Raw genomic sequence first — 15,690 nt, 5'->3', positions numbered from 1 at the left:
GGGCAATCCCGTGTTTTCCATGCTTGGAGGATGATTGCATATGGCCCGTAAGAAGATCGCGCTCATCGGCGCTGGCAATATCGGCGGTACGCTCGCGCATCTCGCAGCCTTGAAGGGTCTGGGCGACGTCGTCCTCTTCGACGTGGTCGAAGGCGTGCCCCAGGGCAAGGCGCTCGATCTGTCGCAGTGCGGCCCGGTTGAAGGCTTCGATGCCAAGATCACCGGCACCAACGACTATGCCGACATCAAGGACGCCGACGTCATCATCGTCACCGCCGGTGTCGCTCGCAAGCCCGGCATGAGCCGCGACGATCTTCTGGGCATCAACCTCAAGGTCATGAAGGCCGTGGGCGAGGGCATCAAGAACAACGCCCCCAACGCTTTCGTCATCTGCATCACCAACCCGCTCGACGCGATGGTGTGGGCGCTGCGCGAGTTCTCCGGCCTGCCGCACAACAAGGTCGTCGGCATGGCGGGCGTCCTCGACTCTGCGCGCTTCAGCCACTTCCTGGCCGAAGAGTTCCAGGTGTCGGTCAAGGAAGTGAACAGCTTCGTCCTCGGCGGCCATGGCGACACCATGGTGCCGGTCGTGCAATATTCGACCGTCGCCGGTATCCCGATCCCCGACCTCATCAAGCAGGGCCGCTCCACCAAGGAGCGCATCGACGCCATCGTGCAGCGCACCCGTTCGGGCGGCGGCGAGATCGTCGGCCTGCTCAAGACCGGTTCGGCCTTCTATGCGCCCGCCACCAGCGGCATCGCCATGGCTGAAGCCTATCTGTTCGACCAGAAGCGCCTGCTGCCCTGCGCCGCGAACCTGACCGGTCAATATGGCGTCGACAATCTCTATGTCGGCGTGCCCGTGATCATCGGCAAGGACGGCGTTGAGCAGGTCATCGAGATCGAACTGGACGACGAAGCCAAGGCGAACCTTCAGGTATCGGTCGATGCCGTCAAGGAATTGCTCGAAGCCTGCAAGGGCATCGATCCCTCGCTCGCCTGAGCCAAAGAGCTGCACCAGTGCGTCCCAGGTGAGTGAGCAGCCTGGGACATGCTGCCTTCCACCTGAAGTGCCACGTCCACAGAATGCAAAGGGACTGACATGTCCATTCTGGTGAACAAGAACACCAAGGTCATCACGCAGGGTATGACCGGCGCCACCGGCACCTTCCACACCGAACAGGCGCTGGCCTATGGCACGCAGATGGTTGCGGGCGTCACCCCGGGCAAGGGCGGCACGAGCCATATCGGCCTGCCCATGTACGACACGGTTGCCGAAGCCAAGTCGAAGACCGGCGCCGACGCTTCGGTCATCTATGTTCCGCCGCCGTTCGCGGCCGACTCGATCCTGGAAGCTATCGATGCGGAAATCCCGCTGATCGTCTGCATCACCGAAGGTATTCCGGTGCTCGACATGGTGCGCGTCAAGCGCGCCCTGTCCGGCAGCAAGTCGCGCCTGATCGGCCCGAACTGCCCCGGCGTCCTGACGCCTAACGAATGCAAGATCGGCATCATGCCGGGTTCGATCTTCTCCAAGGGTTCGGTCGGCGTCGTCTCGCGCTCCGGCACGCTGACCTATGAAGCGGTGTTCCAGACCACCAATGCTGGCCTGGGCCAGACCACCGCTGTCGGCATCGGCGGTGACCCGGTCAACGGCACCAACTTCATCGACGTGCTGGAATTGTTCCTGGCCGACGACGCAACAGAATCGATCATCATGATCGGTGAAATTGGCGGCGACGCAGAAGAGCAGGCTGCCCAGTTCCTGATCGACGAAGCCAAGCGTGGACGCAAGAAGCCAATGGCTGGCTTCATCGCCGGCCGCACGGCGCCTCCGGGCCGTCGCATGGGCCATGCCGGCGCGATCGTGTCGGGCGGTAAGGGCGACGCGGAAAGCAAGATCGCGGCGATGGAAGCAGCCGGGATCAAGGTCGCGGCCAGCCCGTCCGAACTGGGCTCGACGCTTGTCGAAGTCCTGAAGGGCTAAGGCAGAACGGACAAGGCGGCCGGGCTGCACCTCGGCCGCTTTACATACCCCGCTCCGCGACTGCACGCGGCAGGCATGGGACTTGAAAGCATGGGTTACGAGAACCAGGACTTTGAAACGGAACGCGGGCCGAGCTGGGCGCGTCCCAATTGGCCGCTGACGGACACGGATGACCTGACCGGTGCGCTCGACCCGACGCAGATGCAGGTGGCGGTGAAGGCCGCAGCCAAGTCTGCGGGCAAGCCCGTTTCGGATGCCGACGCGGTCAGCGCCGCTGACGACGCGATCCGGGCGCAGCTGCTGATCCGCACCTATCGCGTGCGCGGTCATCTTGCGGCCAATCTCGACCCGCTGGGTCTCGTCCAACGTGATCTGCCTGCCGACCTGACCCCGGAATATCACGGCCTCACCGATCCTGAGAAGAAGATCTACCTCGGCGGTACGCTGGGCCTGCAATATGCCACGGTGCGCGAGATCGTTGCGATCCTGCGCGCCAATTACTGCGGCAATGTCGGCCTTGAATATATGCACATCGCCGATGTGGAGGAGCGCCGTTTCCTGCAGGACCGCATGGAAGGCAAGGACAAGGAAATCCACTTCACGCCGGAAGGCAAGAAGGCGATCCTGGCCAAGGTGATCCACGCCGAACAATATGAGAAGTTCCTGGGCCGCAAATATGTCGGCACCAAGCGCTTCGGCCTAGACGGCGGCGAGTCCATGATCCCCGCGCTTGAAGCCATCATCAAGCATGGCGGCGCGAGCGGTATCCGCGAAATCGTCTATGGCATGGCCCATCGCGGCCGCCTGAACGTGCTCGCCAATGTGATGGCGAAGGGCTTCCGCGTCATTTTCCACGAATTTTCCGGCGGTACGGCCAACCCGGAAGATGTCGGGGGATCAGGCGACGTCAAATATCATCTTGGCACCTCGACCGACCGTGAGTTCGACGGCGTCAAGGTCCATATGTCGCTGGTGCCCAACCCGTCGCACCTTGAGACAGTCGATCCCGTGGTGCTGGGCAAGGTGCGCGCGCAGCAGACCTTCCGCGACGATCTGGAAAAGCATGAGCAGGTCCTGCCGGTGCTGATCCACGGCGACGCCGCCTTTGCGGGGCAGGGCATCGTGTGGGAATGCTTCGGCTTTTCCGGCGTGTCGGGCTACAATACCGGCGGGTGCATCCACTTCATCGTGAACAACCAGATCGGCTTCACGACCAGCCCGCAATTCTCGCGCGGCTCCCCTTATCCTAGCGACGTCGCCAAGGGCGTTCAGGCGCCCATCCTGCACGTCAATGGCGACGATCCGGAGGCGGTCACCTTCGCCTGCAAGCTGGCGATCGAATATCGTCAGACCTTCCATCGCGACATCGTCATCGACATGTGGTGCTATCGCCGCTTCGGCCATAATGAAGGCGACGAGCCAAGCTTCACCCAGCCGCAGATGTACGCGAAGATCCGCCAGCACGCGCCGGTCAGCGACGTCTATTCGGCACGGCTGAAGGCTGAAGGCGTCGTGGATGATGATTTCGTCAGCAAGGTCACGGGCGACTTCGTCAATCATCTCGAAGAAGAGTTCGAGGCTTCCAAGAGCTACAAGGCCAACAAGGCGGACTGGTTCGCAGGCCGCTGGTCCGGGCTTCACAAGCCCGCCGATGCCGAAACGGCGCGACAGAATGTCGAGAGCGCGATCAGCCAGAAGCTGTTCGACAGCCTTGGCAAGACGCTGACTACCGTCCCTGAAGGGCTCAACGTTCATAAGACCCTGAAGCGAGTGATCGAGGCCAAGGCCGAGATGTTCAAGAACGGTGTGAACTTCGACTGGGCGACCGGCGAAGCACTGGCCTTCGGATCGCTCCTCTCGGAGGGCTATGGCGTCCGCCTGTCGGGTCAGGACTCGGGACGCGGCACGTTCAGCCAGCGTCACGCCGTCTGGGTCGATCAGGATAGCGAGAACAAATATATCCCGCTTTCGACCGTCCCGCACGGCCGGTTTGAAGTGCTGGATTCGCCGCTGTCCGAATATGGCGTTCTCGGCTTCGAATATGGCTATGCGCTGGCGGACCCCAAGAGCCTGGTGCTCTGGGAAGCCCAGTTCGGGGACTTCGCCAACGGCGCGCAGATCGTGTTCGACCAGTATATCGCTTCATCGGAAACGAAGTGGCTGCGTTCCAACGGTCTCGTTTGCCTGCTGCCGCACGGCTATGAAGGGCAGGGACCGGAACATAGCTCGGCGCGCCTAGAACGCTTCCTGCAGCTTTGCGCAGAAGGAAACATCCAGGTCGCGAACATCACGACGCCCGCGAACTATTTCCATGTTCTGCGGCGGCAGATGCTGCGCCCCTTCCGCAAGCCGCTCATCATCATGACGCCCAAGTCGCTGCTGCGGCACAAGCTGGCGGTGAGCAAGGCAGAGGACTTTGTTGGCGAGACGCACTTCAAGCGGATCCTGTCCGACCCCAACGGCGCTGCGGATGCCGAGACGAAGCGGCTCGTCCTATGCTCGGGCAAGGTATTCTACGACCTTATGGAAGCGCGCGACGCAGCCGGGGATACGAACGTGCAGATCCTGCGTATCGAGCAAATCTATCCCTTCGCCACCGAGGCGCTCGCCACGCGCATCAAGCGCATGACGAACCTTGAAGAGGTCGTCTGGTGCCAGGAAGAGCCCCGCAATAATGGCGCCTGGTTCTTCGTGGAGCCTTACGTCGAAGAAGCTTTGGCCCAGGCGGGCAAGGCGCCAATGCGTGCTCGCTATGCCGGGCGCAAAGCGGCCGCGTCGCCTGCCACCGGCCTTGCCAAGCGCCATGTCGCCGAACAGGGCGCGCTCGTCGCCGATGCGCTGGGTCACAGCGTCCGTGAAGAAATCCGCCGCCAGAAGAAAGGCTGACACAGCTCATGGCAACTGAAGTCAAAGTCCCCACGCTGGGCGAATCTGTTACCGAAGCGACCGTTGGCCAGTGGCTGAAAAAGCCTGGCGACGCTGTGAAGGCTGACGAGCCGATCGTCAGCCTGGAAACCGACAAGGTCGCAGTCGATGTGCCTGCGCCGGTCGGCGGCACCTTGGGCGACATCATCGCCAAGGAAGGAGACACGGTGAATGTCGGCGCATTGCTGGCGATGATCAACGAAGGCGCAGCGGCCGCGGCAGCTCCCGCAGCGCCGACCGCTCCTGCGCCCGCCGCGAAGGCAGAGGCTGCTACCCCCGCGCCTGCCGCATCGGCGCCAGCGGATGAGGAAGAGGGCGGCAACCTTACGCTGTCTCCCGCCGTTCGGCGCCTGGTGCTGGAGCATGGGCTTGACCCGAGCAAGATCAAGGGCACTGGCAAGGACGGGCGCCTGACCAAGGACGATGTCATGGCTGCCGTGGCCGCTGGCACTGCGAAGGCGACGGCATCAGCTCCGGCCGCTGCGCCTGCGGTTGATGCCCCTGCGTCAGGCCCCAGCCGCAAGCAGGAACGGGTCAAGATGACGCGTCTGCGTCAGACGGTCGCCAAGCGCCTGAAGGAAGCGCAGAACACCGCCGCGCTGCTCACGACCTATAATGACGTGGACATGACCAACGTCATCGAAGCGCGCGCCAAATATAAGGACCTGTTCGAAAAGAAGCACGGCGTCCGTCTGGGCTTCATGGGCTTCTTCACCAAGGCCGTGTGCATGGCGCTGCGGGATATCCCCGGCGTCAACGCGCAGATCGAAGGCGACGAGATCGTCTATAACGATTTCGCTGACATTTCGGTCGCCGTGTCGGCTCCGAATGGCTTGGTGGTGCCGGTCATTCGCAACGCCGAGTCCTTGAGCGTCGCGGACATCGAGAAGACGATTGGCGGCTTTGGCAAGAAGGCCAAGGAAGGCACGCTGACCATGGACGATATGAAGGGCGGCACCTTCACCATCTCCAATGGCGGCGTTTTCGGTTCGCTGCTGTCCAGTCCGATCATCAACCCGCCGCAGTCGGCGGTGCTTGGCCTGCATCGCATCGAAGACCGTCCGGTCGTTCGCGATGGGCAGATCGTCATTCGTCCGATGATGTATCTGGCGCTGAGCTACGACCATCGTCTGATCGACGGTCGTGAAGCGGTCACCTTCCTCGTTGCGGTGAAGAACGCGATCGAGGATCCGACCCGTCTGCTGATCGACCTGTAACTACACCACTTATCGTCACCCCAGCGCAAGCTGGGGTCTCTCTTGTTCTTCTGAAGGAAAAGAGAGATGCCGGTTTCCGCTGGCATGACGGGAAAAGGGAATATCCCATGTCTGAATTCGATTATGACGTCCTGGTGATCGGCGCTGGTCCGGGCGGCTATGTCGCTGCGATCCGGGCAGCGCAGCTTGGCCTCAAGACCGCTTGTGCCGAGAGCCGGGAGACGCTGGGCGGCACGTGTCTCAACGTCGGCTGCATCCCGTCAAAGGCGCTGCTGCATGCGTCGGAGCTTTACGAAGAAGCCGCTGGCGGGGCGCTCGCGAAGCTGGGCGTCAAGATCGACAAGATGAGCCTCGACCTCGACACCATGCAGGGCCAGCGCAAGGATGCCGTAAAGGGCCTGACCGGTGGGATCGAGTTCCTGTTCAAGAAGAACAAGGTTGACTGGCTGAAGGGCCGGGCGAGCTTTACCGGTGCGAACACGGTCGAGGTTGGTGGTCAGACCGTTACTGCCAGGAACATTGTCATTGCAACAGGATCGTCCGTAACTCCGCTGCCGGGCGTGGAGGTCGACAATGACAAGGGGCTGATCGTCGACTCCACGGGCGCTCTGGAACTGGACAAGGTGCCGGATCATATGGTCGTCATCGGCGGCGGGGTGATTGGGCTGGAGCTTGGCTCGGTGTGGCGCCGTCTGGGTTCCAAGGTGACCGTAGTCGAGTTTCTCGACCAGATCCTCCCCGGCATGGATGGTGAAGTCCGCAAGGAAGCGAACAAGATCTTCAAGAAGCAGGGCTTCGAATATAAGCTCGGCACCAAAGTCACCGGTGCCGAAGCGCACAAGAAGGGCGTTCGCCTGACTGTGGAACCTGCCGCCGGTGGTGCTTCGGAGACGATCGAGGCTGATGTCGTGCTCGTATCCATCGGCCGTCGCCCGAACACTGACGGGCTGGGTCTCGACAAGATCGGACTTGAACTGAACGCGCGCGGGCAGATCGAAGCCGATCATGACTTCGCGACCAAGGTGCCGGGCATATGGGCCATTGGTGACGTGATCCCGGGTCCTATGCTGGCGCATAAGGCCGAGGATGAAGGGATTGCAGTCGCTGAGAATATCGCCGGGCTGACCGGCATCGTGAACCATGCAGTCATACCTTCGGTCGTCTATACAAAGCCCGAGATTGCGGGCGTCGGCCTGACCGAGGAAGCTGCCAAGGAGCGCGGTGCTGTCAAGGTCGGCAAGTTCCCGATGCTGGCGAACAGCCGCGCCAAGACCAATCATGAGCCCGACGGCTTTGTGAAGGTGATCGCCGATGCCGAGACCGATCGCGTCCTTGGCGTGTGGATCATCGCGACCGTGGCCGGAACGATGATCGCGCAGGCTGCGCAGGCGATGGAATTTGGCGCGTCTAGCGAGGATATTGCCTATACCTGCCACGCGCACCCGACGCATAGCGAAGCGATCAAGGAAGCCGCGATGGCGGTCACCGGTAAGCCGATCCATATGTGAGCAGCGCCGCTTCTGAAAAGTTCGGAAAGGGCCGCGACCGCGCGGCCCTTTCTTTGTTCAGGCGCTGACGACGCGGGGCATGGACATCCTCTGCTGCTGGGGCGAGGATAAAGCGCGCCGGACGCAGACACGATTTCGTCCCCGCGCCTTCGCCTCGTAAAGGGCCTCATCGGCGCGAGCGATAGTGTCGTGGATGGATCTGTCACCCGATTGCATAGTCGAGAGCCCGAAACTCGCGGTCAGTTGCCGGTCCTGCCCTAATTGCTGTGCGGCGGATTGGGCGAAAGCTTCGCGCAGCATGTTCGCGATTTCCGCTGCACGCGCCGCATTGGTTTCGGGCAGGAACAGGACGAACTCCTCTCCTCCGAAACGAGCGGCAATCGCGCCCGGAGGTGCTATTTGGGTCAGCAGATTGGCAAGCGCCTTGATCACCTGATCGCCTAGCGCATGTCCATATTCGTCGTTGACGGCCTTGAAGTGATCAATGTCGCAGACAAGGAGGCTGCCTTCCGGCAACCCGTCCGCCCGGCTTCCGGCAATGGCGCTATCGAATCCGCGACGGTTGAACAGGCCCGATAGCGGATCGACCATGGCCTCCCTCTGATAACGGGCCAATATGTCCATGACTTGCGTCGCGAGAGCGGAGAGGGCCAGGAACATGCCGAATATGCAAGCAAGCGCCTGCATCAGGAAAGCATATTCGCTCGTCAGGAAATCGCCATTGTTCGGCAAGGTGAAGGGTACGCTATAGCCCCTAACAAAGTTGTCCAAGGCGACGAGCGCCGCCGCCGCGAACAGCGTCCGATCGGCGGGATTATGAAGATGGCTTCTTGCTGCGACGAGTGGAATGCTGATCAGCAGGAAGCAGCCGAAATCCGAAGCCACCAGTTCAAGCGGCAGATCACCCCGAACGGAAGCCAGGGCGGAAAGCGATATTGAGCCGCCCCATATCGCCAATCGCAGGGGCAGCATCCAGGAAGGGCGCCAGCGCTCCAGCAGCGCTTGGCTGAACAGCAGAAATCCGGTTGCGAACAGGAAATCGGCCAGGATGCTCCACCACGGTCCAGGCATCGCGGCAGCACCGACCGGGACAGAAAATCCCGCAGCGACAGAGAAGAAGGCGGCGCTCCACCACGCAGCAGCGCGCACATGCCAGTTGCAGATGATCAAAAAGGCGATCCCGAAACTCGCCATCATGACCGGAAGGAAGAAAGCGAAATTTTCGCCCATGCTGACTTCCTTTATCTGCTGTTGCCGGGACATGGGCAGGGACAAGGCTGCCGCTCGGGCGGCGTATAAGCCTTTGTTTAACAAATACTTCCAGATCCGATGAAATGTTCATCCAATATGGATTGAACGCTGGTGATCAGCCCGGCCAATTTTGAAGGAGCGGCAGAAGCTCATCGAAATGATCGATGACCGCATCCGCGCCAAGCGTTTCGACGGCTCCATCCAGGAAACCGAAGCTGACCGCAACACTCGGTATGCCGGCGTTGCGAGCGCCCGCAATGTCGTTGATCGTGTCGCCGAGGAAGATCGTCCGACCGCCGCCTGCGCGCTTGACCATTTCGTGAATGGGCGCGGGGTCGGGCTTTGCAACGCCGAGCGTGTCGCCGCCGACGACGCTGGCAAACCTCTCGAACAGGCCAATCTGGTGGAGCAGGGGAATGGTGAAGCGTTCTGCCTTGTTCGTGCAGATCGCCAGTTTTACGCCCGCTTTCTCCAGCCCCTCGATCGCGGCCATGAGTCCTGGATATGGCACGGAATGGATGGCCAAATTCTGTTCGTAGTAATCGAGCAATATCGGCAGCATGCGCGCCAGCAGCGCCTCATCATAACCGCCCGATGCTGACAAAGCCCGTTCCAGCATGACCTTCGCGCCCTTTCCAACGAAGGGCCGGATCGCATCGACGGCAAATGGCGGACGGCCGTCGGTCGCGATCGCGTAATTGACCGCCGCAGCCAGGTCACCACTCGTATCGAGCAAGGTGCCGTCAAGATCGAAGCCCACGATATCGAAAGGAATGCTGGTCATCGGCGGCTCATGCGGCCTCTGCGGTGGCAAAGGCAAGGCAAACGTGGCAGAGAGCGATGAGATTCATACCTTTCCATAAAAGAGGACGCGTTCCGCCGTGACCGCCACCCGCCCACTCGCCGTCATCATCCTCGCCGCTGGGCAGGGTACGCGCATGAAGTCAGCAAAGCACAAGGTGCTGCATCCGGTCGCGGGTCGGCCGATGCTGCTGCATCTGCTGGCAAGCGTTGCTGAGCTCCGGCCGGAGCGGCAAGTCGTGGTTGTCGGCGCTGGGCGCGAACAGGTCGAGGCGGCTGTCGCCGGGACGGGCGCAGTAATCGCGGTGCAGGAACAGCAGCAGGGGACGGGTCACGCCGTCGCTCAAGCGCATGACGCGCTTGCCGGTTTCGCTGGCGACATATTGATCCTCTATGGCGACGTGCCGTTGGTGCGGACGGAAACCATGCGGGCCATGCTCGACCGGTTGAACATGGGTGACGAATTGCGCGCGGTGGTGCTGGGGTTCAGGCCTGAAGACGCCGGTGCCTATGGCCGGATCATCACCAATGGTCAGGGCATCATCGGCAAGATGGTCGAATATAAGGATGCCGATGCCGCTGAGCGCGCGGTGACGCTGTGCAATTCTGGCCTCATGGCTATGCGGTCGACCGATCTTTTCGTCCTGTTGGACCAGATCGGCAATCATAATGCCGCTGGGGAATATTATCTGCCCGATATTGTCATGCTGCCCGGCGCGCAGAGTGCGGTGATCGAAACCGAGGCCTGGGAAGTCGCTGGGGTCAACAGCCGTCAGGAACAGGCGATGATCGAAGCCGCCTGGCAGGACCGGCGCCGCAGCGAGGTTATGCGTGATGGCGTGACGCTGATTGCGCCGGAAACAGTTTTTTTCGCTTATGACACACAGCTGGGGCGCGATGTCTTGGTGGAGCCGAATGTCGTCTTCGGACCTGGCGTGAAGGTGGCCGATAACGCCGTCATCCGCGCCTTCTCCCATCTTGAAGGCACGGATGTCGGGCAAGGCGCCGAGATCGGCCCCTATGCGCGCCTGCGCCCCGGAGCGAACATCGGCGCCGAGGCGAAGGTCGGCAACTTCGTCGAGATCAAGAAGGCCGAACTGAATGAGGGCGCGAAGGTCAATCACCTTTCTTATATCGGCGACGCCACCATCGGAGCAGGCGCGAACATCGGCGCTGGCACGATCACCTGTAACTATGACGGCTTCTTCAAATATCGGACGGAGATCGGCGCAGGCGCCTTCATAGGATCGAACAGCGCGCTGGTCGCGCCGGTGAAGATCGGCGCGGGCGCGATCGTGGGTGCGGGAAGTGTGGTCACCAGGGACGTGGAGGCCGAATCACTTTGCCTCGTTCGTCCCGCGCAGGAGGGCAAGCCGGGCTGGGCAGCGCGGTTCCGCGCAGGGATGCAGGCGCGTAAAGCGGCCAAGTGAAATCCCTGTCGCGCCGTCGAGGGCGTCTGAGGGCGCTCTTGCTGCTTTTCCTGATCGTCGTGGGCGCGTGCCTGTGGTTGTTCGGCAATGCGCGGGCCATGCCGGTCGTGCGCCGGATGGAGATTGCGCTTCCCTTCCCCAAAGATGCGCCTCGAAAGCCGGTGACTATCGCCCTGATGACCGACACGCATCTGTCCGGGCCGGATAATAGTCCGGAAAGAATGGCCCGCATCGTACAGCAAGTGAACAGCCTGAAGCCCGACCTCATTCTTTTGGGTGGCGACTATATCGGGGATGACAAGGGCGGAGCCGTCTACGGACCGCAGGCGAGCATCGCATCCTTTGCGGCGCTGCGCGCGCCGATGGGGGTGCTGGCGGTTCTGGGCAATCATGACTCGCGGCGGCATGCATTGATTGGTCACAAAGAGTGGCGCGCGCTCTTCCGGCGGATTGGCGTCACGCTCCTCACCGATCAGGCTGTGCGGCGGGGTCCGCTGGCGATCGGCGGGCTGCGCGATATCTATACCGACCATCCGGATGTCGGAGGTTTAGCACGGAAAATGGCCGATCTGGGCGGAACTCCGATCATTCTTTCGCATGGGCCGGATGTGTTTCCCGCTTTGCCGGACCGGCCGCTGCTGACGCTGGTGGGGCACACGCATTGCGGCCAGGTGGCGTTGCCCTTTGCCGGGATCGTCTATGTGCCTTCCCGTTTCGGCACCCGCTATGCTTGCGGAGCTTTTCGAGAGGGCGAGAAGTCCATGATCGTGTCGGCAGGGGTGGGGACAAGTGGCCTGCCGATCAGACTGCTCTCCCCGCCGGATGTCTGGCTGATTACAATTCGTCCGGAATGACTCTCTAGCCCTGTCGCCACCTTGCCGATCATGGCATAGGTAAAGGCTAGGCGGGACTAGCCATTTCTTCGCATAGCTTTGGGGCTCAGGATTCATGTGCGGTATCATTGGTATCATCGGTAAGGACGATGTGGCGGAGCGGCTGGTAGAGGGGCTGAGGCGCCTGGAATATCGCGGCTATGACAGCGCCGGTGTGGCGGCCGTTTACGAGGGCGCGATCGAGCGGCGGCGGGCCGAGGGGAAGCTTGCCAATCTGGTGAAGGAATTAGCGAATAATCCGCTGCCGGGAACGACCGGGATCGCGCATACCCGCTGGGCGACGCATGGGGCGCCGACGACGAGCAATGCGCATCCGCATGCCACCAGGGAGGTGGCGCTGGTGCACAATGGGATCATAGAGAATTTCAAGCCGCTTCGGGAGGAACTGACCAGCCGGGGACGTCGTTTCGATAGCGAAACGGACACTGAAGTAGTCGCGCATCTGGTGAGCGAGCTGGTGGAGCAGGGCGCTTCGCCGAAGGACGCGGTGGCCCAAGTGCTGCCCCGCCTGCATGGCGCCTTTGCGCTGGCGATCTTGTTCCGCAGCCATCCCGGCATGCTGATCGGCGCGCGGCTTGGGTCCCCGCTGGTCGTCGGCTATGGCGAAGGTGAGACCTATCTGGGGTCCGACGCATTGGCGCTGGCCCCGCTCACCCAGCGCATTGCCTATCTGGAGGAGGGCGATTGGGTCGTCATCACCGCCGAGGGCGCGGAGATTTTCGACAAGGACAATAATCCCGTCGAGCGGCCGATTACCATTTCCGGCGTGACCGGAGAGCTGATCTCCAAGGGCAATCACCGCCATTATATGCTCAAGGAGATTTACGAACAGCCGGTCGTGGTCGCACAGACGCTGAAGTCCTACCTTCAGCGGATGGAGGACCGGGTTTCCCTTCCTATCCCCGACTTTGACCTCGGCGCGATCCGCCGCGTCACCATCGTCGCGTGCGGCACCAGCTATTATGCCGGGATGGTCGCCAAATATTGGGTGGAGCAATTCGCCCGCGTACCCGTCGACATCGATGTGGCGAGCGAGTTCCGCTACCGCGCGCCGGTGATGGAGGATGGCGGGCTGATGATCGTCATCAGCCAGTCTGGCGAGACCGCCGATACGCTGGCGGCGCTGCGCCATGCGCGGAGCGAAGGGCAGAAGATCGCGGCGGTAGTCAACGTGCCCACCAGCACCATGGCGCGCGAGGCTGACCTGCTGCTGCCGACCCATGCAGGCCCGGAAATCGGCGTCGCTTCAACGAAGGCCTTCACCTGCCAGTTGGCAGTTCTGGCGGCGTTTGCTGCAAATCTGGCGCGGGCAAAAGGGCGACTTGATGAAAAGGCGGAGAAGGAACTCGTCCGCCACCTCGCCGAAGCGCCCGCCGCTCTCAACGGCGCGCTTGCCTATGATGAGTCGATCGAGGGCATGGCGCACCTGATCGCGGGCGCGCGGGATGTACTCTATCTTGGCCGTGGCCCGGATTATCCGCTGGCGCTGGAAGGGGCGCTGAAGCTCAAGGAAATCAGCTATATTCACGCCGAAGGCTATGCCGCTGGCGAGATGAAGCATGGGCCGATCGCGCTGATCGACGACAAGGTGCCGGTGATCGTGCTGGCGCCCAGCGGGCCGCTGTTCGAAAAGACCGTCAGCAACATGCAGGAAGTGCAGGCGCGCGGCGGCAAGGTGGTGCTGGTGTCCGACTATGACGGCGTCGCCGCGGCGGGCGAGGGGTGTATCGCGACGATCACCATGCCCAAGGTGCATCCGCTGATCGCGCCGATGGTCTATGCAGTGCCCGTGCAGCTGCTCGCCTATCATGTGGCTGTTGCGAAGGGCACGGATGTGGACCAGCCGAGGAATTTGGCCAAGTCCGTGACGGTGGAGTGAAGGCTGCGCTCCGTTGGAGAGCTAGTTCAGTTTCGTAAAGCGATAGCGGTCGCGGATCTGGCGATTGAAGAAGCTGCCCTTTGACGTTGCATTCCGCATGCCGAGAGCCAGCTTTTCCGGCACATCATGATAGCTGTAGCGCTTGCCGCTGACGAATTGCACGTCGAGCCGATGCTTGGCCGCGTCATATTCGAAGTGACGGATGACCGTGGAGGGCATGGCTGGATAATGATCGGCCGCCATGTTGTTTCCCGGCGACCGATTTACACGTGGCTTTGCTCAGCTTGAACCGGCGTCGATCTAGAGCGCGCTGCGTTCAATCGGACGCAGGTCGCGCGCTCTAGTTTTTTGTTATCGCATCGTTTTAGGCGCAAAACCGGTTCCCACTTTTGCGCACGATGCTCTAGAAAGTCGCCGTCAGCGCCGTCGCGAGATAGTGCGTATTGCCTGTCGCAGGAGCATTGGGCGTCCTTTCGAGGAATCGCCCCTTGGCCAGCCACAGAGCGTTCACCTCGCCGCGCAGGAATTTGGGAATCAGCCAATAGCGTACCCGCGCCTCGATCTGATGCCCGGCGAAACTGCCGCTTCTGCCCGCGGCATCCCTGACGCCCGTGGTGGAGAAGGCGTCTGTACGGCTGGCAAGCCACATCGCCCGGTAAACGGCAAAGGCGTCAAACTTCTTGCCCGGTGCGATTTCAACCCGCAGGCCCGGCGTGCGAATGTTGGCGCGACCGATCGCATTGTAGATGCCCGCAGGCGCAAGGTCGGCCCTGCGCATGCCGAACAGCGTGTCGAAGCGGGTGAATTTGCGTGCCGGGCCATCCCCGCTCGCCTGATCATATTCCAACGAGAGCCGCAGCTTCGCAGGGCCTGGAAAGCTGTAGCCCGTGTCGATGTGGAAGAACCAGGCGCCGACGGGCAGTTGCGCCGCCGATGGCGCAACGCTCGCCCGGATATTTCCGAACTGGTAGAAGCCCTCCGCCTCAAAATCCCAGCGGCCTGGTTGGGGATCGCGGATAAGGCGGCCGCCGACCGTGTGCAGATTGCGGTTACGGGTAGGGCGATCCGGGCTGTCACGCTCCTGAAGCCTGAAATAGCTGAGTTCCGCCGTTGCGCCCGCAATCATATCGGGCCGCGCCATCAGCCCGCCCCACAGTTTCAGGTCGAAGCTTTCGCGATCCCAGCGCACTTTCTCCCGCTGGATCGAAGGAAGATCGTCGGGCAGCCTGATCTGGGGCAATGTGTAGATCAGCGTTGCCGATCCCCCCTTAAGCTTGATGTCGGCGCGCACGCCTGTGTAGCCGTTGGTGGTGTTGCGGTAATCATCCGCCGCCACCAGCCGCCTTGACCCCAGGTTGAGCATCATGCGCCCGAGTTGCAGCCCTAGCGCGCTATTCGGCCCGAACGGGTTTTTCCAGTCCGCGGCGACGTAGGCCTGCACTAGTTCGAAGGTGTTGACCTCGTTCGCGCTGATGGCGCTGCCCGGCCTGTCCAGATAGGCGCGGCTGTCGAACAGCTCTCCTCCGATCCGGAACGCTCCCGTCCGATATTCGGCGGCCAAGGTGCTGCGGAGAGCAAGCTGCTCATCCTCGCTTCTGAGGCCAACCCTGGGCTGGCCATCCAGCAATTCATGGCGCACCCGCACGCTGCCAGCGAGCTTGAAATCGGACGGATTGCCAATGGCGGCCTGAAGCGTTGGAACGTCGGCCATCGCTTGGCGTGGCAGGAGGAAGGAGGCGGTAGCGGTGAAAAGCGTAGCGCCCAGACGCCAAACCATAAGACATGCTCCTTCGATCGGC

The 15,690-nt window shown here is 61.9% G+C and carries 12 protein-coding genes; 8 read left to right on the top strand and 4 right to left on the bottom strand.

Going from position 1 to position 15,690, the window contains the following annotated elements; translation table 11 throughout:
• Positions 1 to 40: 40 nt before the first annotated feature.
• The 5 genes from mdh to lpdA all read left to right on the top strand — a co-directional run bounded on the left by mdh (position 41) and on the right by lpdA (position 7,637).
• Positions 41 to 1,003 (top strand): malate dehydrogenase, encoded by a 963-nt coding sequence (gene mdh / locus MU848_RS10240; RefSeq protein WP_247231566.1) that lies wholly within the window; start codon positions 41 to 43, stop codon positions 1,001 to 1,003.
• A gap of 99 nt (positions 1,004 to 1,102) precedes the next feature.
• On the top strand, positions 1,103 to 1,987 hold the full coding sequence (sucD, locus tag MU848_RS10235; protein WP_097091271.1) for a succinate--CoA ligase subunit alpha: 885 nt from the start codon (positions 1,103 to 1,105) through the stop codon (positions 1,985 to 1,987).
• A 90-nt stretch (positions 1,988 to 2,077) separates the two neighbouring features.
• A complete protein-coding gene (locus tag MU848_RS10230) occupies positions 2,078 to 4,873 on the top strand; it encodes a 2-oxoglutarate dehydrogenase E1 component (protein WP_201513514.1) in 2,796 nt (931 codons plus the stop codon).
• An 8-nt stretch (positions 4,874 to 4,881) separates the two neighbouring features.
• Entirely contained in the window at positions 4,882 to 6,129 is a 1,248-nt protein-coding gene (gene odhB / locus MU848_RS10225; RefSeq protein WP_247231564.1) for a 2-oxoglutarate dehydrogenase complex dihydrolipoyllysine-residue succinyltransferase, read from the top strand.
• Positions 6,130 to 6,236: 107 nt separating this feature from the next.
• Positions 6,237 to 7,637 carry a dihydrolipoyl dehydrogenase gene (gene lpdA, locus MU848_RS10220; RefSeq protein WP_247231562.1) on the top strand — a complete coding sequence of 467 codons (1,401 nt, stop codon included), beginning with the start codon at positions 6,237 to 6,239 and terminating at the stop codon, positions 7,635 to 7,637.
• A 57-nt stretch (positions 7,638 to 7,694) separates the two neighbouring features.
• Here lpdA and MU848_RS10215 read toward each other — a convergent pair whose 3' ends face one another.
• Positions 7,695 to 8,867, bottom strand: coding sequence for a GGDEF domain-containing protein (locus MU848_RS10215; RefSeq protein WP_247231560.1), 1,173 nt, complete (start codon positions 8,865 to 8,867; stop codon positions 7,695 to 7,697).
• 136 nt (positions 8,868 to 9,003) lie between these two features.
• Positions 9,004 to 9,672, bottom strand: coding sequence for an HAD family hydrolase (locus MU848_RS10210; protein WP_247231558.1), 669 nt, complete (start codon positions 9,670 to 9,672; stop codon positions 9,004 to 9,006).
• A 154-nt stretch (positions 9,673 to 9,826) separates the two neighbouring features.
• On the opposite strand from MU848_RS10210, the gene glmU reads away from it, so the two are divergent.
• The 3 genes from glmU (at position 9,827) to glmS (ending at position 13,891) form a co-directional block, all read left to right on the top strand.
• On the top strand, positions 9,827 to 11,119 hold the full coding sequence (gene glmU, locus MU848_RS10205) for a bifunctional UDP-N-acetylglucosamine diphosphorylase/glucosamine-1-phosphate N-acetyltransferase GlmU (protein WP_281494410.1): 1,293 nt from the start codon (positions 9,827 to 9,829) through the stop codon (positions 11,117 to 11,119).
• 26 nt (positions 11,120 to 11,145) lie between these two features.
• Positions 11,146 to 11,973, top strand: a complete 828-nt coding sequence (locus MU848_RS10200) for a metallophosphoesterase (RefSeq protein ID WP_247231761.1) — start codon at positions 11,146 to 11,148, stop codon at positions 11,971 to 11,973.
• A 94-nt stretch (positions 11,974 to 12,067) separates the two neighbouring features.
• Positions 12,068 to 13,891, top strand: coding sequence for a glutamine--fructose-6-phosphate transaminase (isomerizing) (gene glmS / locus MU848_RS10195; RefSeq protein WP_201513520.1), 1,824 nt, complete (start codon positions 12,068 to 12,070; stop codon positions 13,889 to 13,891).
• 21 nt (positions 13,892 to 13,912) lie between these two features.
• Here the strand turns inward: glmS and MU848_RS10190 are convergent, their stop codons facing one another.
• Positions 13,913 to 14,134 (bottom strand): KTSC domain-containing protein, encoded by a 222-nt coding sequence (locus tag MU848_RS10190; protein WP_247231554.1) that lies wholly within the window; start codon positions 14,132 to 14,134, stop codon positions 13,913 to 13,915.
• Positions 14,135 to 14,294: 160 nt separating this feature from the next.
• Entirely contained in the window at positions 14,295 to 15,668 is a 1,374-nt protein-coding gene (locus MU848_RS10185; RefSeq protein WP_247231552.1) for an alginate export family protein, read from the bottom strand.
• Positions 15,669 to 15,690: the final 22 nt, after the last annotated feature.

This window comes from Sphingobium agri, from assembly GCF_023051225.1.
Taxonomy (GTDB): Bacteria; Pseudomonadota; Alphaproteobacteria; order Sphingomonadales; family Sphingomonadaceae; genus Sphingobium; species Sphingobium agri.
This window is presented reverse-complemented; position numbering and strand designations above follow the sequence as displayed.

Bases quoted from the DNA above. Each gene is read 5' to 3' on its own strand.
- odhB (WP_247231564.1), top strand. From the start codon at position 4,882: ATGGCAACTGAAGTCAAAGTCCCCACGCTGGGCGAATCTGTTACCGAA.
- glmU (WP_281494410.1), top strand. From the start codon at position 9,827: ATGAAGTCAGCAAAGCACAAGGTGCTGCATCCGGTCGCGGGTCGGCCG.
- MU848_RS10230 (WP_201513514.1), top strand. From the start codon at position 2,078: ATGGGTTACGAGAACCAGGACTTTGAAACGGAACGCGGGCCGAGCTGG.
- lpdA (WP_247231562.1), top strand. From the start codon at position 6,237: ATGTCTGAATTCGATTATGACGTCCTGGTGATCGGCGCTGGTCCGGGC.
- sucD (WP_097091271.1), top strand. From the start codon at position 1,103: ATGTCCATTCTGGTGAACAAGAACACCAAGGTCATCACGCAGGGTATG.
- glmS (WP_201513520.1), top strand. From the start codon at position 12,068: ATGTGCGGTATCATTGGTATCATCGGTAAGGACGATGTGGCGGAGCGG.
- MU848_RS10210 (WP_247231558.1), bottom strand. From the start codon at position 9,672: ATGACCAGCATTCCTTTCGATATCGTGGGCTTCGATCTTGACGGCACC.
- mdh (WP_247231566.1), top strand. From the start codon at position 41: ATGGCCCGTAAGAAGATCGCGCTCATCGGCGCTGGCAATATCGGCGGT.
- MU848_RS10185 (WP_247231552.1), bottom strand. From the start codon at position 15,668: ATGGTTTGGCGTCTGGGCGCTACGCTTTTCACCGCTACCGCCTCCTTC.
- MU848_RS10190 (WP_247231554.1), bottom strand. From the start codon at position 14,134: ATGGCGGCCGATCATTATCCAGCCATGCCCTCCACGGTCATCCGTCAC.
- MU848_RS10215 (WP_247231560.1), bottom strand. From the start codon at position 8,867: ATGGGCGAAAATTTCGCTTTCTTCCTTCCGGTCATGATGGCGAGTTTC.